This window comes from Kitasatospora sp. NPDC001225, from assembly GCF_053597855.1.
In genome coordinates this window covers 1-21,450 of sequence record NZ_JBSFJC010000041.1, presented here as the reverse complement: position 1 = coordinate 21,450, position 21,450 = coordinate 1, and the positions used below count along the sequence as shown (strand labels likewise).

The window sequence follows — 21,450 nt, the reverse complement described above, 5'->3', positions numbered from 1 at the left end:
GCGAAACGTGCATGACGCACAGGTTTCGGGCACTGGCGTGATGACTTGGATGCTCTGTGTGACTCAATAGTCACTGTTCCCGATCAGGAGCCGTTCCAACTCTTTTCGGTCGGGAAGTCCTGCGGGACGGACGATCCGTCCGCTGCGGACGTACAGGAAGGAAGCCGTGACCTGCTCGGGATCGACGCCCGCGTGCTCGGCCCAGGCCAGCCGGTAGACCGCGAGCTGCAACGGGTCGGCGGTCTCCTCCCGGTGGGTCTTCCAGTCCACCACTTCGTAGCGTGACGCACCACCGGATTCCGACAACGCGTCATCTTCCCGGTAGACCGCGTCGATCCGTCCCCGCACCACCCGTCCCGCCAGCACCAGCTGGAACGGCGCCTCCACCCGGTGGGGCTTGCGCTGCGCGTACGGGGTGCGCAGGAACGCCTCCTTGAGCCGCTCCAGGTCCTGCTCGTCCTCGATGCCGTCGTCGTCGGCGCCGGGCAGCGCGCCGGGCTCGACCAGCAGCAGCGGCTCGATCCGGGACTGCACCCAGGCGTGGAAGCGGGTGCCGCGCCGGGCCGCCGGCTGCGGGGGGCGCGGCATCGGACGGGCCAGCTCGTGCGCGAAGCCGTCCGGGTCGGCGGCGAGGCGCAGCAGCTGGGTGGCGGACAGCGAGGCGGGCAGCGGCACGTCCCGCGCGGTGCGCCGGGAGCGCTCCAACTCGCCCAGCAGCGCGGTCAGATCGCGGTCCCAGGAGGCGACCTGGCGCTGGTCCTCGGAGGTCAGCTCCTCGGCCTCGGGGGCCGCCGCGCCCGCCACCCGCGCGCGCACCACCTCGGCGACCCGGCGGCGGGCGTGCTGGGCGGCCGGGTCCAGCGGCAGCGGCCAGGGGCGCTCGACCGGGGAGGCCAGCGCCGGGTTCTCGGCGCCCTTCTCCGGCTGCTCGGCCCAGTGCTCGACCTCGCCGGCGCCGGGCCGCTCGCAGTGCTCGCGCAGCCGCTCCAGGAAGTCGGACGGGCCGCGGACGGTCTTCTGGCTCGGCCCCCACCAGTGCCCGGAGGCCAGCAGCAGCGACCGGGGGCGGGTGAACGCCACGTAGCCCAGGCGCAGTTCCTCGACGGCGGAGTGCTCGGCCAGCTCCTTCTTGAAGGCCGTCATCGACTTCCCGTTCCACCCGCCGCGCACGTCGGGCAGCGTTTCGGCGTCGCCACGCAGGGCGTGCGGGAGCACGCGCTTGGTGCTCGTCCAGCGTTCGCGCGGGCTGGACGACGGGAACGCGCCCCGTACCAGGCCGGGGACGGCGACCACGTCCCACTCCAGGCCCTTGGACTTGTGCGCGGTGAGCACCTTCACGGTGTCCTCGCCGCCGGGCAGGCTGCTGTCCAGGCCGCGCTCGTACTCCTGGGCGGCGCGCAGGAAGCCGAGGAAGGCGGCGAGGCCCGGGTCGCCGTCGAGGTCGGCGAAGGAGGCGGCGACGTCCAGGAAGGCGTGCAGGGTCTCCCGCCGCCGGGCGGCCAGGGCCTGTGGGGAGGCGGCGAGTTCGACCTCCAGGCCGGTGACGGACAGCACCCGGTGCAGCACGTCCATCAGCGGGTCGGCGAGCGAGCGGCGCAGGTCGCGCAGCTCGGCGGCGAGCCGGGCGAAGCGCACCCGCGCCTCGGCGGAGAACGGCAGGTCGTCGGGCTTCCCCTCGTCGCCGGCCGAGGCGTCGAGGAAGGTCTCCACCGCGTCGGCCAGCGAGACCACCTCGGTCGGGTCGGCCTCGGCGACGGCCGCGGCCAGCGCCTCGACGCCCTCGGGGTGGTCGGTGCGCACCAGGTCGGCGGCCCGGCGGCCGAGCAGGGCGAGGTCGCGCGGGCCGATCCGCCAGCGCGGGCCGATCAGCAGGCGCACCAGCGCGGCGTTGGCGGTCGGGTCCTGCAGCACCTCGCAGACCGCCACCAGGTCGGCCACCTCGGGCAGCTGCAGCAGCCCGCCGAGGCCGACCACCTCGACCGGCACCTCCCGGGCGACCAGCGCGGCGTGGATGTCCGGGAAGGCCGCGCCGCCGCGGCACAGCACGGCGATCCGGCCGGGCGCGGTGCCGGTGCGCACCAGGTGGGCGATCGAGTCGGCCAGCCAGTCGACCTCCTCGGCGTGGGTGGGCAGCAGCGCCGCGCGCACGTAGCCGTCCCGCTCGGCGCCGGGGGCCGGGCGCAGCGCCTCCACACCCTCGTGCATCTCCCGCAGCGGGGCGGCGAGTTCGTTGGCGAAGGCGAGCAGGCGGCCGCCGCTGCGGCGGTTCTCGCTGAGCGCGTAGCGGTCGGCGGGGCGGCCGTCGGCCTTCGGGAAGTGCCGGGGGAACTCGTCGAGGTTGGCCACCGAGGCGCCGCGCCAGCCGTAGATCGCCTGGCAGGGGTCGCCGACGGCGGTCACCGGGTGGCCGCTGCCGGTGCCGGCGCCGTCGGAGGGGGCGCCGAACAGGCCGGCGAGCATCAGCCGCTGGGCGACCGAGGTGTCCTGGTACTCGTCCAGCAGCACCACCTTGAACTGGCCGCGCAGCAGCTCGCCGACCTCCGGGCGCTGCTGGGCGAGGCGGGCGGCGGCGGCGATCTGGTCGCCGAAGTCCATCAGCCCGGCGGAGCGCTTGCGGCGCCGGTAGTCCTCGACGAGGCGCAGCAGCTCCAGCCGGGCCCGGGCGGTGGCCGGGACGGCCCGCAGGTCGTCGTTGGTGAGCTTGACGGTGGCGAGGGTGTCCAGCAGCCGCTCGTCGAACTCGCGCAGGGTCTGCGGCTCGACCAGGTGCTCGGCGAGCTCGCCGTCCAGTGCGGTCAGGTCGGCGACCAGGTTGGCGAAGGTGCCGGTGAGGGCGGGGAACGGGCCGCGGGCGGTGCGCAGCACCTTGGCGGCGAGCTGGAAGCGGGTGGCGTCGGCGAGCAGCCGGACGTCCGGTTCGATGCCGATCCGCAGGCCGTGCTCCTTGAGCAGGCGCCCGGCGAAGGCGTGGTAGGTGGAGATCTCCGGGTCGCCGAGCGGCTCGGCGCCGTCCCGGTCGACGACCCCGGCCCGCAGGAGGGAGGCGCGCACCCGCTCGGAGAGCTCGCCGGCGGCCTTGTTGGTGAAGGTGAGGCCGAGCACCTCCTCGGGCCGCACGGCGCCGGAGCCGACCAGCCAGACCACCCGGGCGGCCATCACCGTGGTCTTGCCGGAGCCCGCGCCGGCGACGATCACGGCCGGCTCCAGGGGGGCTCCGACGGCCGCCATCTGCTCCCGGTTGAACGGGATGCCGAGCAGCTCCTTGAGCTGGTCGGGATGGCTGAGCACGGCGGTCACCCCGCAACCGTAACCGGAGCGTCGGACAGGATTCACTCCACGAGCTGCGCCCCGTCGCGCTGGGCGGAGCAGCTGCGGCGGAAGGTGCAGCGGTCGCAGCCGCCGCCGGTCTGCGGGACGAAGCGCTCGGCGAGGACCTTCCCGGCCGCCTCGGCGAGCAGGTTCTCGATCCAGGGCTCGCCCTGCGGCGGCTCCTGGTGCTGCACCTTGGGGGTGTCCTGGGCGGCCTTGGCGGCGGGCTCGCGCAGGTGGACGAGTTCGGCGCCGCCGGTGTCCGGCGGGTGCCCGGGGAAGCCGGGCAGCTCGTTGAGGGCGCCGGCCCGGACGGCGAGCTGGTAGACGGCGAGCTGCTTGTGCTCGGGCAGCGACCTGTCGGTGGGTATCTGCTTGCCGGTCTTGAAGTCGACCACGTAGGCGCGCCCGGCGGAGTCCTTCTCCACCCGGTCCATCGAGCCGCGGATGCGCACCGAGACGCCGCCGACGTCGAGGGTGACGTCGAAGCCGTGCTCGGTGGCGACGAGGTCCCGGCCGCGCTCCAGGACGTGCCAGTTGAGGAAGCGCTCCAGGGCGGCGCGGGCCTCGGACTTCTCCTGCTGGGACTTCCAGGGCGCGTCGAAGGCCAGCGCGTCCCAGACGGTGTCCAGCCGCTCCATGAGCACGGCGAGGTCGGCGGGGGTGCGGCCGGAGCCGACCTCGTCGGCGAGGGCGTGCACCACGTTGCCGAAGCCCTGGGCGGCCGAGCCGGCGCCGCGCGCCTTGACCTCCTTGTCCAGGAACCACTGCAGGGAGCAGCTCTCCAGCTGTTCCAGCCCGCTGCCGGACAGCCGGACGGGCGCGTCGGCGCTGCGCAGCGGCTCGGCGGCGGCGGTCGGGTCGTCCAGGCCCCACCAGCGTTCGGGGCGGGCGGCGGGCACCAGCGGCTGCCCCTCCTCGTCGGTGGCGGCGGCGAGGGTGGCGAGGCGTTCGGCGGCGGCGCGGCGCAGTTCGGGCGAGCGGGCGGGGTCGACGGTGACGGCGCGCAGTTCGGCGACCAGCGCGGCGACGGACAGCGGGCGGCGCGGCCGGTGGGTGACGTCCTCGACGGTGACCGGCGGGGTGCGGCGGACGACCCTGCCGGTCCTGGGGTCGACGTCCTCGCGGTAGAGCTCGCGCAGGAAGCGGGACGGTTCGTCGCCGTCGTCGGCGGGGGCCTTGACGGCGGTGACGATCAGCCGTTCCTTGGCGCGGGTCGCGGCGACGTAGAAGAGCCGGCGCTCCTCGCCGAGCAGCGCGCCCGGGGAGAGCGGTTCGGCGAGGCCGTCGCGGCCGATCCGGTCGGCCTCCAGCAGGGAGCCGCGGCGGCGCAGGTCGGGCCAGAGGCCGTCCTGGACGCCGGCCACCACGACCAGGCGCCACTCCAGGCCCTTGGAGCGGTGGGCGGTCATCAGCCGCACCGCCTCGGGGCGCACGGTCCGGACGGTGAGGGTGTCGGCGGCGATGTCCTGGGCTTCGAGTTCGGCGAGCAGGTCGAGGGCGCTGCGGTGGCCGATGACCTGTTCCTCGGCGCGGGCGGCGGTCTCGAACAGGGCGCAGAGCGCGTCCAGGTCGCGGTCGGCGTTGCGGCCGGCCGCGCCGCCGCGCAGGGCGGCCCGTTCCAGTCGCTCGCGCCAGCGGCGGCTGCCGTCCCACAGCTCCCAGAGCGCCTCCTCGGCGGTGCAGCCGCCGGCCAGCAGTTCGCGGACCTTGCGCAGCAGGGTGCCGAGGTCGCGGGCGCGGCGGGCGTGCGCGGGGTCGAGGGCGACGAGGCGCTCGGGTTCGGCGAGGGCCTCGCGGATCAGTTCGCCGGCCGGGCGGGGGGCGGCGGCGGGGCCGGGGCCGGGGTCCGTCGTCGCGCTCCCGTCGTCCGCCCCGCCCTCGGGGGTCCGGAGGCGGGCCCTGGCCTCGGCGCGCAGCGCGGCGCGTTCCTCCTCGCGCAGGGCGCGGCCGAGGCGGCGCAGGTCGGAGCCGTCGAGGCCGCCGAGCGGGCCGGTGAGCAGGGCGTGCGCCAGGTCGGTGGTGAGCGGGTCGGGGGCGTCCGGGTCGCCCTGCTTGTCGCGGGCGGCCTGTTCGGCGCAGACCCGCAGGGCGAGCAGCAGCTGGGCGACGGCCGGCTCCTCGCGCAGCGGCAGGTCGTCGCCGTCGATCTCCAGCGGGACGCCGGCCGCGCCGAGGGCCCGCCGTACGCCGGGGATGGAGCGGGCGCCGGCCCGGACGAGCACGGCCATCTCGCCCCAGGGCACGCCGTCCTCCATGTGGGCGCGGCGCAGCAGGTCGGCGATCGAGTCGAGTTCGGCGCCGGGGGTCGGGTAGGTGTAGACCTCGACCCTGCCGCCTTCGCGGGAGGGCAGCAGGGCGCGGTGCTGGGCGAGCTTGTCGGCGGGCAGCCGGCCCATCGGCATCCGGCGGGCGACTTCCCGGGAGGCGGCGAGCAGCAGGGCGCCGGAGCGGCGGGAGACCCGCAGCACCTTGACCTCGGCGGGGCTGCCGTCGGCCTGCCGGAAGGTCTGGGGGAAGTCGAGGATGCCGTTGATGTCGGCGCCGCGGAAGGCGTAGATCGACTGGTCCGGGTCGCCGACCGCGACGAGGTCGCGTCCGCCGCCGGCGAGCCGGCGCAGCAGCCGGACCTGGGAGGGGTCGGTGTCCTGGTACTCGTCGACGAAGACGACGTCGTAGCGCCGCCGCAGCTGCTCGGCGACGTCGGGGCGCTCGGCGAGCAGCACGGCGCGGTGGACGAGTTCGGCGTAGTCGAGGACGCCGCGCAGGTCGAGCACGTCGAGGTAGTCGGCGAGGAAGTGCGCGGCGGCGGCCCAGTCGGGGCGCTGGACGCCCTGGGCGAAGCGCTCGAGTTCGGCCTCGCCGAGGCCGAGTTCGCGGCTGCGGGCGAGGACGGCGCGGACCTCGTCGGCGAAGCCGCGGGTGGTCAGGCAGGCCCGCAGGTCCAGCGGCCAGGCGATCCGGCCGAGGCCGAGCTTGGCGTCCTCGGCGCCGCCGGCCAGCAGTTCGCGGACCATGACGTCCTGTTCGGGGCCGGAGAGCAGCCGCAGCGGCTCGGCGTAGTCCTCCGGGTCCTGGTGGGCGCGCAGCAGGGCGTAGCAGTAGGAGTGGAAGGTGGTGGCCTGGGGGGCGGCGGCGGTGCCGCCGAGCCGTCCGGACATCCGGTCGCGCAGTTCCGTCGCGGCCTTGCGGCTGAAGGTGAGGACGAGGATCCGCTCGGGGTCGGTGCCGTCCTCGATCCGCCGGGCGACCGCCTCGACCAGGGTGGTGGTCTTGCCGGTGCCCGGCCCGGCCAGCACCAGCAGCGGCCCGCCGGGGTGCTCGACCACGGCGCGCTGGTAGGCGTCCAGCACGGGTGGGTCGGGCTGGACGAGCGGGCTGCGCACGAGCCGGTACGGGGAGGTCACGAACGGGTCCTGGGGTCGAACAGGGGGCATGGCGGGGCGGGCCCGCGTCGGACCCGCCCGTATCGAGCCTACGGTCCCGCGCTGTCAGTCCGGTCCGTGCGGCGGCCGTCGGTCAAGCCCCCCTAGGGAATCGGCCGACCGTCCCAGCGGGCCCGCTTGAGGTCGACCCGGGGCGGGTCGGCGAGTTCGCGCAGCGGGGTGCCCTCCTCGCCGTAGTGGTCGAGGGCGCGGTGCTCGTGCCCGGGCAGCAGCCGGCCGTCCGCGCGGACGACCCGCCACCAGGGCACCGGGCCGCCGTACAGGGCCATCACCCGGCCGACCTGTCGGGGGCCGCCCTGGCCGAGGTACTCGGCGACGTCGCCGTAGGTCATCACCCGGCCGGGTGGAATCCGCTCGGTCAGGTCGAGCACCAGTTCGGCGAACGGCGGCAGGGCGTCCGGAGGGCCGTCGTGTGTTGCGTCCGTCACCTGCGGCATTCTTCCCTACGGGGGCGCGCCCGCGGCCCCGTCCGTACGATCCGCCGCGCCCGATCCGCCCCCTGTCCCGCACGGGGCGCCGGGGCATGCCACCATCTTCCGGGGCGGTGAGTGGTGATACGAGGACAAGACCAGATGACCGGGACGGCTGACGTGGGCGTGGACAAGGACTCCGACGAGTCCGCTGCCGCCGTGCCGTCGGCGCCCGGGAGCGGGGGCGAGGGCCGGCCCGAACCCGGGCCGACGCCGGAAGTCTCCCTGATCAAGGACCGGACGATCAAGACCCCCGCACCCGCGAAGACCCCCGAGCAGCCCGGCCCGCCCCCGGCCGAGACCACCGGCGCCCCGGCGCCCGCGGCCCCCGCCGCCCCGCCCGGGGAGCCCGAGCCGCCGGACGAGGCCCCGCACCTGGACGTCGACGAGCCGCTGCTCGCCGCCCGCGCGCACCGCCCGTCCGACCTGATCCGCTTCCTGGCCGGCGTCCTCGGCATCGTCGCCGTCTTCGTGCTGGCCGGCATCGCCACCTCGACCACCACCGGCATCGAGCAGGACATCGCCTCCAACGCGCCGCACTTCTCCGCGGTGTTCTCCACCATCACCGGCCTGCTCTCCAGCGTCGCGGTGCTCGCCGTGCCGCTGGCCTTCGCGGTCGAGCGGCTGATCAAACGCGACGGCCTGCGGGTCGCCGACGGCGTGCTCGCCTCGGTGCTGGCGTACGGCGTCTCGCTCGGCATCGACTGGTGGGTGGCCGAAGGCGCCTCCGACCACATCCGGGACGCGCTGACCCAGCTGCCGCTGGACAGCACCGGCACCCTCACCGACCCGGTGCACGGCTACCTCGCCCCGGTGATCGCCTACATGACCGCCGTCGGCATGTCGAGCAGACCGCGCTGGCGGGTCGCCCTGTGGGTGGTGGTGGTCTTCAGCGGGGTCACCGAGCTGCTCGGCGGCTACACCACCCCGCTGTCGCTGCTGCTCACCGTGCTGACCGGCTGGTCCGTCGCGTACGGCACGCTGTACGCGATCGGCTCGCCCAACATCCGGCCCACCGGCCAGCACCTGATGATCGGCCTGCGCAAGGTCGGCTTCACCCCGGCCGGTGCCATGCGCGCCCCCGACGCCCCCGGCGGCACCCGCCGCTACCAGGTCACCCAGCAGGGCGGCCCCCCGCTGGACGTGCACATCATCGACCGCGAGCAGCAGGCCTCCGGCTTCTTCTACCGGGCCTGGCGCCGGCTGCGGCTGCGCTCGGTGGCGGTGCGCCGCAGCCCCCAGTCGCTGCGCCAGGCGCTGGAGCAGGAGGCCCTGATCGCGTACGCGGCGGCCGCCTCGGGCGCCCGCGCGCCGCAGCTGGTCGCCACCTCCGAGCTCGGCCCGGACGCCGCGATCCTGGTCTACGAGAACGTCGAGGGCCGCACCCTGGACGAGCTGGCCGACGAGGAGGTCACCGACCCGGTGATGGCCTCGATCTGGCAGTCCGTGACCGCCCTGCACGAGCGCCGGATCGCCCACCGCCGGCTCACCGGCGAGTCCCTGCTGGTGGTGGACGGGCGGACCGGCTGCCTGGTCAACCTCTCCGGCGGCGACATCGCCGCCACCGACCTGACCCTGCGGATCGACGTCGCCCAGCTGCTCACCACCTTCGCCCTGCGGATCGGCCCGGAGCGCGCCGTCGCCACCGCCAACGCGGTGCTCGGCGCCGAGCGGGTGGCGCAGGCGCTGCCGCTGCTCCAGCCGGTCGGGATGAGCCGCTCCACCCGGGTCGACCTCGCCAAGCTCACCAAGGAGCGCAAGGCCGCCGCCCGGGCCAGGGCGCTGGAGCAGGTCGCGGCCGGCGAGCGCACCCAGGAGCAGGCCGAGGAGGACATCGCGGCGGCCGGCGAGGACCTGCTGAGCCGCATCCGCGGCCAGATCCTCCAGATCGCCCCCGAGGCCCCGATGGCCCCGGCCAAGCTGGAACGGCTGAAGCCGAAGAGCCTGATCATGGTGATCGCGCTCACCTTCGCCGCCTACCTGGCCCTGACCACCATCAAGCCGGCCCAGCTGAAGCTCTCCCAGATGAACTGGGCCTGGGCCGCGGCCGCCCTGCTCGCCGCCGCCTTCAGCTACGTCGCCGCCGCGATGAGCCTGACCGGCTTCGTGCCCGAGAAGCTGCCGTTCCGGCGCACCGTCGCCGCCCAGCTGGCCGGCTCCTTCGTCAAGCTGGTCGCCCCCGCCGCGATCGGCGGCATCGCGCTCAACACCCGCTACCTGCAGAAGGCCGGCATCCGCTCCGGCCAGGCGGTGGCCTCGGTCGGCGCCTCCCAGCTGGCCGGCCTGGCCGGGCACCTGCTGCTGCTGTTCAGCTTCGGCCTGATCACCGGCAGCCAGACCAACGGGGACCTCTCCGCCTCCCGCGCGGTGATCATCGGCGTGCTGACCGCCGCCGTGCTCGCCCTGGTGGTGGCCGCCGTCGCGCCGCTGCGCCGGTTCGTGCTGGGCCGGCTGCGCTCGCTGTTCTTCGGCGTGGTGCCGCGGATGCTCGACCTGATGCAGACGCCCAGCAAGCTGGTCACCGGCTTCGGCGGCATCCTGCTGCTGACCCTCTCCTTCACCGCCTGCCTGGACTTCTCGGTGCAGGCCTTCGGCGGCGACGTCAGCTTCTCGGCCGTCGCGGTGGTCTTCCTGACCGCCAACGCGGCCGGCTCGGCGATCCCCACCCCCGGCGGCATCGGCCCGGTCGAGGTCGCCCTGATCGGCGCCCTGACCGTCGCGGACGTCTCCCCCGCGGTCGCCACCCCGGCGGTCTTCCTCTACCGGGCGCTCACCTTCTGGCTACCGGTGCTGCCGGGCTGGATCTCCTACAACGTGCTCCAGCGCAGGAACGCGCTCTGAGCCGCCCCCGGACACGGGGAAGGGCCCGCCGGTCACCTTGGGAATCCAAGGCGCGGCGGGCCCTTCCCCGTGCGCGTCCTAGTAGACCGGCTTGTGCGGCTCGATCTGGTTCACCCAGCCGAGCACGCCGCCGCCCAGGTGGACGGCGTTGCCGAAGCCCGCGGCCTTGACCACGGCCAGCACCTCGGCCGAGCGCACGCCCGACTTGCAGTGCAGCACGATCTTCCGGTCCTGCGGCAGCTTCTCCAGCGCGTCGCCCATCAGGAACTCGTTCTTCGGGATCAGCACCGCGCCGGGGATGTTGACGATCTCGTACTCACCGGGCTCGCGGACGTCGATGAGGTAGATGTCCTCCTTGTCGTCCTGCCACTGCTTGAGCTGCTGCGAGGTGATGGTCGAACCGGCGGCGGCGGCCTGCGCCTCCTCCGACACGACGCCGCAGAAGGCCTCGTAGTCGATCAGCTCGGTGACCGTCGGGTTCTCACCGCAGACGGCGCAGTTCGGGTCCTTGCGGACCTTCACCTGGCGGTAGTTCATCTCCAGGGCGTCGTAGATCATCAGCCGGCCGAGCAGCGGCTCGCCGATGCCGGCCAGCAGCTTGATCGCCTCGTTGACCTGGATCGAGCCGATGGACGCGCACAGCACGCCCAGCACGCCGCCCTCGGCGCAGGAGGGGACCATGCCCGGCGGCGGGGCCTCCGGGTACAGGCAGCGGTAGCAGGGGCCGTGCTCGGCCCAGAACACGCTGGCCTGGCCGTCGAAGCGGTAGATCGAGCCCCACACGTACGGCTTGCCCAGCAGCACCGCGGCGTCGTTCACCAGGTAGCGGGTGGCGAAGTTGTCGGTGCCGTCGACGATCAGGTCGTAGCCGGCGAAGATCTCCATGACGTTGGAGTTGTCGAGGCGCTCCTCGTGCAGCACCACGTTCACGTACGGGTTGATCTCCTTGACCGAGTCACGGGCCGACTCCGCCTTGGAGCGGCCGACGTCCGACTGCCCGTGGATCACCTGGCGCTGCAGGTTCGACTCGTCGACCACGTCGAACTCGACGATGCCCAGCGTGCCGACACCGGCGGCGGCCAGGTACAGCAGGGCCGGCGAGCCGAGTCCGCCGGCGCCGACGCACAGCACCTTGGCGTTCTTCAGCCGCTTCTGCCCCGCCATGCCCACGTCCGGGATGATCAGGTGGCGGGAGTACCGGCGGACCTCGTCAACGGTGAGCTCGGCGGCCGGCTCGACCAGGGGTGGCAACGACACGGGGACTCCGATGGGTCTTGTTCGGGTGGCCAGGGCCAGCCTCGCTGCGGGTTGCTGCTCCGCCACTCGGGTGGCTGTCTAGGCCAACAGTGTCACGCGCCCCCGGTATTCCGAGACAGCCCGTCCGATGGGCGAGACGGGCGGCACCGGATCGTGGAACCCGCGGCCGGGCCCCCGGAAGGCGCCCCGAACCCGTGGTTGACGGGCCCGGGGCGCCGCGCGGGAGGCGCTCACACCCGGCAGGCCGTCTCCAGCCAGACGTCGCCCAGCGACTCCTCCAGCGGCACCTGCGTCCGCCATCCGAGACGGTCCCGGGCGGTGCGCACGTCCGCCTGCCGCCACGGCACCGGCTCGCCCGGCACCGCCCGGCCCTCCGGCCGGTGCCCCTCCGGCCGGTGCCCGGGCAGGTGGTGGCCCGGCAGGTGGTCGCCGCCCGCCCCGACGGCCTGCGCGGGCAGCAGGACCGGCCGGTTCTCCTCGACGATCTGCCCCTCGAAGCCCGAGGCCCGCACCAGCAGCTGGGCCGCGTCCCGGGCCCGGACGGCGTGCCCGCTGCCGATGTTGACCACCCCGGTGGCGGCCGACACCGCGGCCGCCTGGATGGCCCGCGCGACGTCCCGGACGTCCACGAAGTCCCGGAACCCGGACAGGTCCGGCATCCGCACCTGGTGCTCGTCCCGCTCCAGCGCCCGCCGCAGGCCCTCGGCCAGCCGCCCGAACAGCGAGGCGGTCGGCGCCCCCGGGCCCACCACGTCGAAGACCCGCAGCACCGCCGCGTCCAGCCCGGAGGCCAGCACCAGCTCCGTCCCGGCCAGCTTGGACACCCCGTACGGGCCGACCGGCCGCGGCTCGGCCTGCTCGGAGACCGGCACCCCGCCGGGCACCGGCCCGTACTCGGCGGCCGAGCCGACGTGCACCAGCCTGGCCGGCTCCCGGCAGCGCCGGATGGCCTCGCAGACCGTCGCGACGGCCAGCGTGTTCGACCGGATCAGGGTGCGCGAGCTGCCGTAGGTGGCGCCCGCGCAGTTGATCACCACCTGCGGCGCGACCGCGTCCAGGAACCGGGCCAGCGCGCCCGGGCTCCCGGTGGTCAGGTCGAAGCGGATGTCGGCCGAGTCGCGTCGGCCGAGCACCGTCACCTGCAACTCCTGGTCCATCAGCAGACGATCGGTGACCCGGCGGCCGATGAAGCCGTCGGCGCCCAGCAGCAGCACCCTCATCGGGGGCGTCCTTCCACGAAGCCAGCTCGGGACGACCTGGCGGAACGGATTCAACGAAGTTCAACGAACGGGACGGGAGCGGGAACCGTGAACCGGGCCCCGACAAACGTCGAACGGGGGGTGGCGAACGGGCGGACGGCGCTCACCGGTGCGAGCCGGCCCGGCCGAGCACCGCCCCGGCGTACGCCAGCAGCGCCGCCGCGACGGTGCCGCCGCCGAGCAGCCAGGCCTCCGGGGCGGAGCGCCCCAGGGCGAGCGGGCCGAGCACCGCGGCGGCCCCGGCCGACGCCCCCGCCGCGGCCGCCGCCGGCCGGCCGCACCGCGCCAGCAGCACCGGCAGCACCACCAGCAGGCCCAGCACGCCCTGCGCCGCCCACTGGGCGGGGCCGGCCCGCTCGGCCGCCAGGTGCAGCAGCCCGCCGCCGTGGCCCGGCCCGGGACGCGGGGCGACGACGGCCAGCACCGCCAGCGCGGCGAAGCTCAGCACCCCGAGCACCGCCAGGTGCAGGGCCAGCGCGACCGGGAGCACCGGCCGCATCCGGGCCCGGAACTCCGCCAGGGTGCCCGCCGCGCCCAGGTGGCCGCGGCCGAGCTGCCGGTACCAGCGGGCCGTCCGCTCGGCCGACCCGGCCGACACCGCCGCCGCCAGCACCAGCGCGACGGCCAGCGGGCGGTCCCCGCCCGGCACGGCCGGCGGGAGCAGCAGCAGCGCGGCCAGGCCCAGCCCGTGGCCCAGCGCCGCCGGCCGCAGCCAGGAGCCGGGGTACGGCCGGGGCATCGGCCCGGGCCCCAGCACCCCGGGCCCGGCACAGGGCGGGCCGGGCTCGGCCGGGGCCGGTGCGGTCAGCGCGGGCAGCAGCACCAGCGGGACGGCGGCGGGCAGCAGCACCGGCCAGCGCGGGCCGAGCGCGGCCGCCCCCGCGCAGGGCAGCGCGGCCAGCGCGGCGGCGGTCAGCGCGGCCCGGGCCGCGGCCCCGCCCGACCGCGGCTGCGCGGGCCCGGGCGGCGGCGGGCGGCGCGGCACCCGGGCGTACAACTCCTCGGCCAGCGAGAACAGGTCGGCGTGCCGGCAGCGGGCGGCGGCGTCCTGGCCGAGCCCGGCCTCCTCCAGCCCGGCGGCGATCTCCAGCGGGTCGACGGCGCGCTCGCACAGCTCCCGGTGCTCCGCCATCACCTCGCGCACCGGGTCCGCGCTGCCGCCGGGCAGGGGGCCGCCGGACATCAGCGGGCCTCCGCGAGTTCGGCCGGCCGCACGCCGCCGACCGCCGTGTCCCGGGCGCCGCCGTCCGGCGGAGTGCCGCCGCGCGGGCCGTCGGCCAGCCAGTACTCGGCGGGGCGGGCGAAGGGGCGCGGCGCCGGGACGCCCTCGCCGCCGCCCCCGCCGCCGGGGAAGGCCGGGTACTGCGAGACCAGCTCCAGGTAGATCTCCCGGAAGGCGCCGATCACCGGCTCCACGGCGAAGCGTTCCTGCGCCCGCAGCCGCCCGGCCAGACCGAGCCGGCCCCGCCGCTCCTCGTCGCGCAGCAGCGCCAGGCAGGCGCCGGCCAGGGCGCGCGGATCGCGGGCGGGCACCAGCAGCCCGGTCGGCCCGACCACCTCGCGGGCCACCCCGACGTCGGTGGAGACCACCGCCCGGCCGCTCAGCAGCGCGTCGGCGAGCAGCCGGGGGCTGCGCTGGGAGAGTCCCGAGAAGACCGCCACCGTGCCCGACTCCCAGGCCCCGGCCAGCGAGCGGGGCCGCCCCGCGAACTCCACCGCGGGCGCCACTCCCAGCCGCTCGGCCACCGCCGCGCAGTGCGCCCGGTAGCCGGGCGCCGCCTCCTCGCCGTACACCACCAGCCGGGCGCCGGGCAGGTCGGCGCGGACCCGGGCGAAGGCGTGCAGCGCCAGCTCCGGGTCCCGGCCCGGCTCCAGCGCGCCCGCCCACACCAGGGTCGGCGCCGCGGGTTCCGGCCCGGCGGCCGGGCGGTCCACCGCCGGGGTGCCCTCGTACACCACCCGGGTGCGCGCCGGATCGGCCCCGCAGCGGCGCTGCCACTGCTGGTCGTGGGCGCTGCCCGGGGTGAGTATCGCGGCCCGCCGGTACGTCTCCTCGGTGAGCGCCCGGAAGAAGGACAGCAGCAGGGCGCGGACCGGCCACCGGTACGGCGCCTCGCGGTAGCCGAGGTACTGCTCGCGCAGGTGCAGTCCGTGCTCGGTGACCACGAACGGCACCCCGTGCAGGTGCCGGGCCACCAGGGCGGGCAGCGCGGCCGGGCCGCCGCCGACCACGTGGCACAGGTCGACCGCGCCGAGGCCGCCGGGGCCGGTGCCGTACCAGGGCGCGGACAGCGGGCGCAGGCACTGTTCCAGCAGGTCGGCCGCGACCAGCACGTCGCAGACCAGCGGCTGCCCGGCCGAGGTGTCCGCGCCGGGCAGCCGCCAGGTCCGCTCCAGCAGCCGGCGGGCGTGCGCGGAGGCCAGGAAGGCGGGCAGCGTGCCGTCCTCCCGGGCGAGCGCGGCCAGCCGGTACAGCCCCGGCCCGAAGCCCGCTCTCTCCCCGGGCAGCACCAGGGCCCGCACCAGCTGTTCGTACGCCCCGGCGTACCGGCGTCTGCGCGGCGCGCGCGGTGCCCGGCCGCCCGGCGCCAGCTCGTACGCGCCGCGCCAGGCGGGCGACAGCCGCTCCGCCGCGCCCGGCTGTTCCGGGCCGGTGAGCAGGTACCGCTCGAACCCGTGCTCCGGCAGGCCCTCGGCGAGCCGGTCGCACCAGCCTCCGGTACCACGGCGGGGATGCGGACGGGCACCCTCGGTGAGCAGGGCAACGCGCACGGGAGACCTCCGGGGCAGAGCGGATTCGCTGGGCGGGACCACGGACGGACCGACGGGTGCCCGGGCGGCCCGGGCAGTGGCCCGGGGTGCCCCCGTACGGCGGCGGGGACGGTCGGGGCCGGGGAGTCCGGTCGGCCGGGGCCGGCGCCGCGGTGCCTCCGGGCGGCCCGGTCGCGGACGCGCCGCGTTCCGTTCCCCCGGGCGCCCGCTCCGGCGGTCGGGCCCGACCCGCCGGGACCTCGGCCGCGACCGCCCTCCGGTTCCTCCGGCGGCCGCGACTCCCCCACACCTGTTCGGTCCGACAGCAGAAAGGTAGGACCGGCCCGGGCCGATCCATCGGTCACATGCCTGCCTGCCACCTGATCGAGTGAACCGACGTGACCTCGACCGGGACCAGGGCGTTACCGGGCGGTATGCGCGGCCGCCCGCGCGGCCCCGCCCGGGCGCGCGGTCGGCCCGCCACGGCACGCGCTCAGCCCCTGGTCCGCGCCCGGCCCGCCGTGTGCGCCCGGGCCGTGGTCCGCGCTCAGCCCGCGGTGTGCGCGATCAGCTCCCGCACCGCGCGGGCGACCTCGTCGGGGTGCTCCATCATCGCCACGTGCCCGGACTCCGGCAGCACCAGCAGCCGGGCGTCCGGGAAGGCCGCGCAGGCGCGGCGGGCCGAGCGGTAGGAGACCAGCTTGTCGCGCAGCCCGTACACCAGCAGCACCGGCGCCTCGACCCGCTCGGCCTGCCGCCACAGCGCCTGGTCGCCGCGCTCGGTGTACGCCGAGACGATGCCGCGGGCCGAGCCGACCAGCGCCTGCATCGCGTGCGGCACCTCCAGCCGGCGCCGGTACTCGGCCACCGCCTCGGCCCGGGCCGCCGGGCTCAGACTGCCCGGGTCGCCGTAGACCAGCCGCAGCAGGTCCTCGGTGGCCGCCTCGGCGTCGCGCCCGCCCGCGGACAGCCGGCGCAGCACCGCGGGCACCCCGGGCACCGCGAGCAGGGCGGTCGGCCAGGCGGAGTGCTGCGGGGGCAGCTCGGGCAGGGCCGGGGAGACCAGGGTGAGGCTGCGCACCAGGTCCGGGCGCAGCGCCGCCAGCCGGACGGCGACCGCGCCGCCCAGCGAGTTGCCGAACAGGTGGACCGGGCCGCGGCCGGAGGCCTCCAGGTAGCCGATCACCGCGCGGACGTGGCCGGAGACGGTGAGGTTGCCGTCGGTGGGCGGGTGGGAGCGGCCGAAGCCGGGCAGGTCCACGGCCTCGCCGTCGACCTGCCCGCCGAGCCGGTCCATCAGGGCCTCCCAGTTGGCGGCCGAGCCGCCGAGGCCGTGCACGAAGAGCCCGGGCTCGCGCCCGTCGGCGGCGCCGTCGACGGCGGGACGGTGCACCGCGAGCACCGCGCCGGGGACCTCGACCGTACGTACCTGCTGCTCAGCGCTGCTCATGGTGGACGATGGTAGTGAGCCCGCCCCGGGAACCCCGGGGTGGTCCGGCCGCCGGCCGCCTCCGTTCCACCACTGCCGAGGCCGAGGTCAGCGCCGTATTGTGGGCTCCTGACAACCAGGCCGATCGTCTTTTCTCGCCTTCGCCGAACGCGGACGCGGTTACCGAAAAGTAGAATCGGCCATCTTGCCAGCCGCGAACAGACCCCGAAGTGAGGAGCGCCGTGACGGCCATCCAGGAGGCGCAGGAGCGCCCGCGCGGTGCCCGCCTGCCGCGAAGCGCCCGCCGTGAACAACTGCTCGGTGCCGCCCAGGAGGTGTTCGTCGCGCAGGGCTACCACGCGGCCGCCATGGACGACATCGCCGACCGCGCCGGGGTGAGCAAGCCGGTGCTCTACCAGCACTTCCCCGGGAAGCTGGAGCTGTACCTGGCGCTGCTGGACAAGCACTGCGACGCCCTGGTCGAGTCGACCCGCGAGGCGCTGTCGGCGACCACCGACAACAAGCAGCGGGTGGCCAACACCATGGAGGCGTACTTCAACTACGTCTCCAGCGAGTCCGGCGCCTTCCGGCTGGTCTTCGAGTCGGACCTGACCAACGAGCCGGCCGTGCGCGAGCGGGTCGAGCGGGCCTCCGAGGCGAGCGCGACGCTCGTCAGCAAGGTGATCCAGGAGGACACCGACCTGCCGGAGGCGGAGTCCAAGCTGCTCGCCGCCGGGGTCTGCGGCCTGGCCCAGATCACCGCCCGGTACTGGCTGTCGCAGGGCCTGGCGATCCCCCGCGACGAGGCGGTCCGGCTGGTCGCCAGCCTGTCCTGGCGCGGTCTGAAGGGCTTCCCGATGCACCCGGGCGAGCAGTCCGGCGAGGGCACCGCCCACCAGGGCTGATCCGCCGACCTTCGCCGGGCCGGGGATCCGGTGCTCTATGGTGAAGCCGTACGGCGCGGTCGCCGCGAACGCTTGTCCCAGGCGGTCCGGTGCCCGTGCGTGGAGGCTGCAACCCCGGAGGGACGGAAGCCGTGGAGGTCAAGATCGGCGTGCAGAACGCGCCCCGCGAGATCGTGATCGAGAGCTCGCAGACTGCCGATGAGGTCCAGAGCGCGGTCGCGAAGGCGCTGGAGGGCTCGGAGAAGATCTTCGCGCTGTCCGACGAGCACGGCCGTCGCATCATCGTCCCGGCCGAGCGCCTGGCGTACGTGGAGATCGGCGAGTCGGCCGCCCGCAAGGTCGGCTTCGGCACCGCCTGAGGCGCCGCAGCACAGCATCGTCCGGTGCCCCGTTCCCGCGAGGGAGCGGGGCACCGTCGTGTCCGGGGGCGCTGTGGCCCGTGGGGCTCCGTCGCGTGTACGAGCGGGTGGGGCGGGGTACGGCGAGGGTGCGGCGCCGGTGCCGCACGCCCGTCCCCCCGGGAGGCAGCCTTGCTGGTCGAGTCGATCGTCTTCGCCCTCGTCGGCCTGGTCACGGGCGGCACGGCCCTGCTGGCCCGCCCGGCGTACTTCCGGGCCGCCCGGGCCCTGGTCCTGGGCACCGCGCTGGCGGCGGCGCTGGTCGGCGGGGTGGTCGCGCACTTCAGCGTGGACGGCCGCCAGCCCGCGGTGTCCGTCGCGGCCGCGGCGGTGGCCTCGGGCGTGCTCACCTCGCTGCTGGCCCGGCCGGACCTCGCCGCGGGGCGCGCCCCGGCCCACCGGCACCACCCCCACCGGCCCGGCACCCACCGCGCGGCGCGGCGGCACCGGGCGGCCTGAGCACCCCCGGTAGGTCGCGGGCCGCTAGGAGGCCAGGCCGAGGGCGGCCATCCGCTTGGTGTGCGCCTCGGTGATCCGGTTGAACATCTTGCCGACCTCGACCAGGTCGAAGCCCTGCACCTGGACGCCGCCGACCAGCAGGTTGGACAGCGCGTCGCGCTCGGCGACCACCCGCTGGGCCTGGCTGAGCGCCTCGCCCATCAGCCGCCGGCCCCACAGGGCGAGCCGGCCGCCGGCCCGCGGGTCGGCCTCGATCGCCTGGCGGACCTTGTCGACGGCGAACTGGGCGTGGCCGGTGTCGGACATGACGCTCAGCACCAGGTCGCGGGTGTCGTCGTCCAGCCGGACGGCCACCTCGCGGTAGAAGTCGGTCGCGATGGCGTCGCCGACGTAGGCCTTGACCAGGCCCTCCAGCCAGTCCGAGGGCGCCGTCATCCGGTGGAACAGCTCCAGCGGCTCGACGAACGGCCGCATCGCCTCCTGCGGGTCGGCGCCGACCTCGGCGAGCCGGTCGTGCAGCCGCTGGTAGTGCTGGAACTCGGCGGAGGCCATCCGGGCCAGCGCCGCCTTGTCGGCGAGGTCGGGCGCCAGCTTGGCGTCCTCGGCGAGCCGCTCGAAGGCGCTCAGCTCGCCGTACGCGAGCGCGCCGAGCAGGTCGAGCACCGCCGCCCGGTAGCCGGGGTCGGCCGAGCACGCGGCCCAGTCCCCGATCGAGCCGGCCGCCGCGTCCTGCGTCTCACCATGGGTCTCCATGACCCGCAACTTTAGTCCCGCCCGCCTGTCCGCCCCACCACCAGGCACGCCCGGGTGACCGCCCGGACCGGCCGCTCCGGTGGCAGTTGCCGGGGGCAATGTCAGACGCGTCACGTGTTCGAGTCGTCGCCTGACTGTATGGTGGTACGGAGCCCGTCGTGTTCGCATGGTGTCACCGCCGTCTCGGTACCCCGCGCGAACCCTCCGTAGCGGCACCGTCCAACCGGACGTGTCCGCACCGGTGGCACGGGTACTCACGTACGCGGATGCCCGGTCGGAGAGCCGATCGGCTCCGACCATGGCTTGGACCTCAAGCCTTGGCACCGCATCAGTGGCCGAGCGAGGGCCGCCGAGACCACGCCCCGAGGCGGAGGTCCCGCGCAGGTCCCTCACGGGAATCCTCCCCGACGCCGCCGGCGACGCGCCCCGCACCGGGCAGCGCGCACCGGCCGGCCGCAGGGACCGGCGCGGTTGTGCGTCCGCGCAGCTGTACCAGGGCCGTCCAGGCCCGTAGACAGCCGCGCGGCTGCCCGCCCGCCGCTCGCTCTCGGCCCTTTCGAAAACGGAAGAGGCAGCACCCTGTCCACCACCGCTGAACCCATCAAGACGACCTTCCGGGACCTGGGGATCCTCCCGGAGACCGCCGAGGCACTCGAGTCCGTCGGCATCGTCCACCCCTTCCCCATCCAGGAGATGACCCTCCCGGTCGCGCTGACCGGCCACGACGTCATCGGCCAGGCCAAGACCGGCACCGGCAAGACCCTCGGCTTCGGCCTCCCGCTGATCGAGCGGGCCATCGTGCGCGCCGACGTGGACGCGGGCCGGGCGACCGAGGAGCAGCTCTCCGACTTCCCGCAGGCGCTGATCGTCGTCCCGACGCGCGAGCTCTGCACCCAGGTCACCAACGACCTGCAGACCGCCGGCAAGGTCCGCAACGTCCGCGTGCTCGCGGTCTACGGCGGCCGGGCGTACGAGCCGCAGGTCGAGGCGCTCAACAAGGGCGTCGACATCGTCGTCGGCACCCCGGGCCGTCTGCTGGACCTCGCCGGGCAGAAGAAGCTGAACCTGTCGAAGGTCCGCGCGCTGGTCCTGGACGAGGCCGACGAGATGCTCGACCTGGGCTTCCTGCCCGACGTCGAGAAGATCATCACCATGCTGCCGGCCAAGCGGCAGACCCTGCTGTTCTCGGCCACCATGCCGGGCCAGGTCATCAGCCTCGCCCGCCGGTACATGAGCCAGCCGACCCACATCCGGGCCGCCGCCCCGGACGACACCGGCGCGACCGTCGCCAACATCGAGCAGCACATCTTCCGTGCGCACTCGCTGGACAAGGTCGAGATGGTCTCGCGCATCCTGCAGGCCGACGGCCGCGGGCTGGCGATGATCTTCTGCCGCACCAAGCGCACCGCCGCCGACGTCTCCGACCAGCTGACCCAGCGCGGCTTCGCGGCCGGCGCGGTCCACGGCGACCTCGGCCAGGGCGCCCGCGAGCAGGCCCTGCGGGCCTTCCGCAACGGCAAGGTCGACGTGCTGGTCTGCACCGACGTCGCGGCCCGCGGCATCGACGTCGAGGGCGTGACCCACGTCATCAACTACCAGTGCCCCGAGGACGAGAAGACCTACCTGCACCGGATCGGCCGCACCGGCCGGGCCGGCGCCTCCGGCACCGCCGTCACCCTGGTCGACTGGGACGACATCCCGCGCTGGCAGCTCATCAACAAGGCGCTGGACCTGTCGTTCAACGACCCGGAGGAGACCTACTCCACCTCGGCGCACCTGTACGAGCTGCTGAAGATCGCGCCGGGCACCAAGGGCATCCTGCCGCGCTCGGAGCGCACCCGCGCCGGGCTCAACGCGGAGGAGGTCGAGGACCTCGGCGAGACCGGTGGACGCGGTGCCCGCGCACCCCGCGGCGGTCGCGGTGGGCGCGGCGGCCAGGGCGGCTCGGACCGTCCGGGCGCCGGCTCCGGCTCCGACCGTCCGGGCTCCGACCGTCCGGGCTCCGGCGCGGCCGAGGCCGAGGAGCAGAAGCCGCGCCGCAACCGTGAGCGCCGCCGCACCCGTCGGGGCGCGGCGGTCGGCACCGAGGGCGAGGCCGTCGCCGGCGTGACCGAGGCCGCCGCGGCGGCTCCGGCCGTCGAGGGCGCCGAGGGCGAGGCCGCGCCGCGCCGTC

General features: G+C 75.5%; 14 protein-coding genes. 5 read left to right on the top strand and 9 right to left on the bottom strand.

Annotation, left to right across the window (positions count from 1 at the left end; translation table 11 throughout):
* Nucleotides 1–63: 63 nt before the first annotated feature.
* From ACWDCZ_RS16730 to ACWDCZ_RS16720, 3 genes are all read right to left on the bottom strand, one after another.
* On the bottom strand, nucleotides 64–3,297 hold the full coding sequence (locus ACWDCZ_RS16730; protein WP_449816264.1) for a UvrD-helicase domain-containing protein: 3,234 nt from the start codon (nucleotides 3,295–3,297) through the stop codon (nucleotides 64–66).
* A gap of 32 nt (nucleotides 3,298–3,329) precedes the next feature.
* Nucleotides 3,330–6,746 (bottom strand): ATP-dependent helicase, encoded by a 3,417-nt coding sequence (locus tag ACWDCZ_RS16725; RefSeq protein WP_449816263.1) that lies wholly within the window; start codon nucleotides 6,744–6,746, stop codon nucleotides 3,330–3,332.
* Between the two features lie 92 nt (nucleotides 6,747–6,838).
* Complete coding sequence (locus ACWDCZ_RS16720; RefSeq protein ID WP_049657293.1) at nucleotides 6,839–7,192, bottom strand: MGMT family protein; 354 nt, start codon at nucleotides 7,190–7,192, stop codon at nucleotides 6,839–6,841.
* 135 nt (nucleotides 7,193–7,327) lie between these two features.
* Between ACWDCZ_RS16720 and ACWDCZ_RS16715 the strand changes: the two genes are divergently transcribed.
* Nucleotides 7,328–10,066 carry a lysylphosphatidylglycerol synthase transmembrane domain-containing protein gene (locus tag ACWDCZ_RS16715; RefSeq protein ID WP_234348593.1) on the top strand — a complete coding sequence of 913 codons (2,739 nt, stop codon included), beginning with the start codon at nucleotides 7,328–7,330 and terminating at the stop codon, nucleotides 10,064–10,066.
* A gap of 78 nt (nucleotides 10,067–10,144) precedes the next feature.
* Here ACWDCZ_RS16715 and moeZ read toward each other — a convergent pair whose 3' ends face one another.
* The 5 genes from moeZ to ACWDCZ_RS16690 form a co-directional block, all read right to left on the bottom strand.
* Entirely contained in the window at nucleotides 10,145–11,323 is a 1,179-nt protein-coding gene (moeZ, locus tag ACWDCZ_RS16710) for an adenylyltransferase/sulfurtransferase MoeZ (protein WP_074001386.1), read from the bottom strand.
* A 230-nt stretch (nucleotides 11,324–11,553) separates the two neighbouring features.
* Nucleotides 11,554–12,543 (bottom strand): NAD-dependent epimerase/dehydratase family protein, encoded by a 990-nt coding sequence (locus tag ACWDCZ_RS16705; RefSeq protein WP_049657289.1) that lies wholly within the window; start codon nucleotides 12,541–12,543, stop codon nucleotides 11,554–11,556.
* A gap of 142 nt (nucleotides 12,544–12,685) precedes the next feature.
* Nucleotides 12,686–13,765 carry a hypothetical protein gene (locus tag ACWDCZ_RS16700; protein ID WP_449816262.1) on the bottom strand — a complete coding sequence of 360 codons (1,080 nt, stop codon included), beginning with the start codon at nucleotides 13,763–13,765 and terminating at the stop codon, nucleotides 12,686–12,688.
* On the bottom strand, nucleotides 13,765–15,354 hold the full coding sequence (locus ACWDCZ_RS16695; protein ID WP_449816261.1) for a DUF3492 domain-containing protein: 1,590 nt from the start codon (nucleotides 15,352–15,354) through the stop codon (nucleotides 13,765–13,767). Before ACWDCZ_RS16695 ends, ACWDCZ_RS16700 begins: the two co-directional genes overlap by 1 nt.
* A 526-nt stretch (nucleotides 15,355–15,880) precedes the next feature.
* Nucleotides 15,881–16,783, bottom strand: a complete 903-nt coding sequence (locus ACWDCZ_RS16690; protein WP_117489448.1) for an alpha/beta fold hydrolase — start codon at nucleotides 16,781–16,783, stop codon at nucleotides 15,881–15,883.
* A 221-nt stretch (nucleotides 16,784–17,004) separates the two neighbouring features.
* Between ACWDCZ_RS16690 and ACWDCZ_RS16685 the strand changes: the two genes are divergently transcribed.
* The 3 genes from ACWDCZ_RS16685 (at nucleotide 17,005) to ACWDCZ_RS16675 (ending at nucleotide 18,524) form a co-directional block, all read left to right on the top strand.
* Nucleotides 17,005–17,667, top strand: a complete 663-nt coding sequence (locus ACWDCZ_RS16685; protein ID WP_049660673.1) for a TetR/AcrR family transcriptional regulator — start codon at nucleotides 17,005–17,007, stop codon at nucleotides 17,665–17,667.
* Nucleotides 17,668–17,798: 131 nt separating this feature from the next.
* Entirely contained in the window at nucleotides 17,799–18,026 is a 228-nt protein-coding gene (locus ACWDCZ_RS16680; protein ID WP_049660675.1) for a DUF3107 domain-containing protein, read from the top strand.
* 171 nt (nucleotides 18,027–18,197) lie between these two features.
* Nucleotides 18,198–18,524 (top strand): hypothetical protein, encoded by a 327-nt coding sequence (locus tag ACWDCZ_RS16675; protein ID WP_074001381.1) that lies wholly within the window; start codon nucleotides 18,198–18,200, stop codon nucleotides 18,522–18,524.
* 24 nt (nucleotides 18,525–18,548) lie between these two features.
* Here the strand turns inward: ACWDCZ_RS16675 and ACWDCZ_RS16670 are convergent, their stop codons facing one another.
* Nucleotides 18,549–19,277 (bottom strand): ferritin-like fold-containing protein, encoded by a 729-nt coding sequence (locus ACWDCZ_RS16670; protein WP_049660234.1) that lies wholly within the window; start codon nucleotides 19,275–19,277, stop codon nucleotides 18,549–18,551.
* Between the two features lie 693 nt (nucleotides 19,278–19,970).
* Between ACWDCZ_RS16670 and ACWDCZ_RS16665 the strand changes: the two genes are divergently transcribed.
* A partial coding sequence (locus tag ACWDCZ_RS16665) for a DEAD/DEAH box helicase (protein WP_449816260.1) occupies nucleotides 19,971–21,450 on the top strand: 1,480 nt, incomplete at its 3' end.

Excerpts from the sequence above, each read along its gene's own strand:
- ACWDCZ_RS16725 (WP_449816263.1), bottom strand. The coding sequence starts at position 6,746 with ATGCCCCCTGTTCGACCCCAGGACCCGTTCGTGACCTCCCCGTACCGG.
- ACWDCZ_RS16720 (WP_049657293.1), bottom strand. The coding sequence starts at position 7,192 with ATGCCGCAGGTGACGGACGCAACACACGACGGCCCTCCGGACGCCCTG.
- ACWDCZ_RS16715 (WP_234348593.1), top strand. The coding sequence starts at position 7,328 with ATGACCGGGACGGCTGACGTGGGCGTGGACAAGGACTCCGACGAGTCC.
- ACWDCZ_RS16705 (WP_049657289.1), bottom strand. The coding sequence starts at position 12,543 with ATGAGGGTGCTGCTGCTGGGCGCCGACGGCTTCATCGGCCGCCGGGTC.
- ACWDCZ_RS16700 (WP_449816262.1), bottom strand. The coding sequence starts at position 13,765 with ATGTCCGGCGGCCCCCTGCCCGGCGGCAGCGCGGACCCGGTGCGCGAG.
- ACWDCZ_RS16690 (WP_117489448.1), bottom strand. The coding sequence starts at position 16,783 with ATGAGCAGCGCTGAGCAGCAGGTACGTACGGTCGAGGTCCCCGGCGCG.
- ACWDCZ_RS16670 (WP_049660234.1), bottom strand. The coding sequence starts at position 19,277 with ATGGAGACCCATGGTGAGACGCAGGACGCGGCGGCCGGCTCGATCGGG.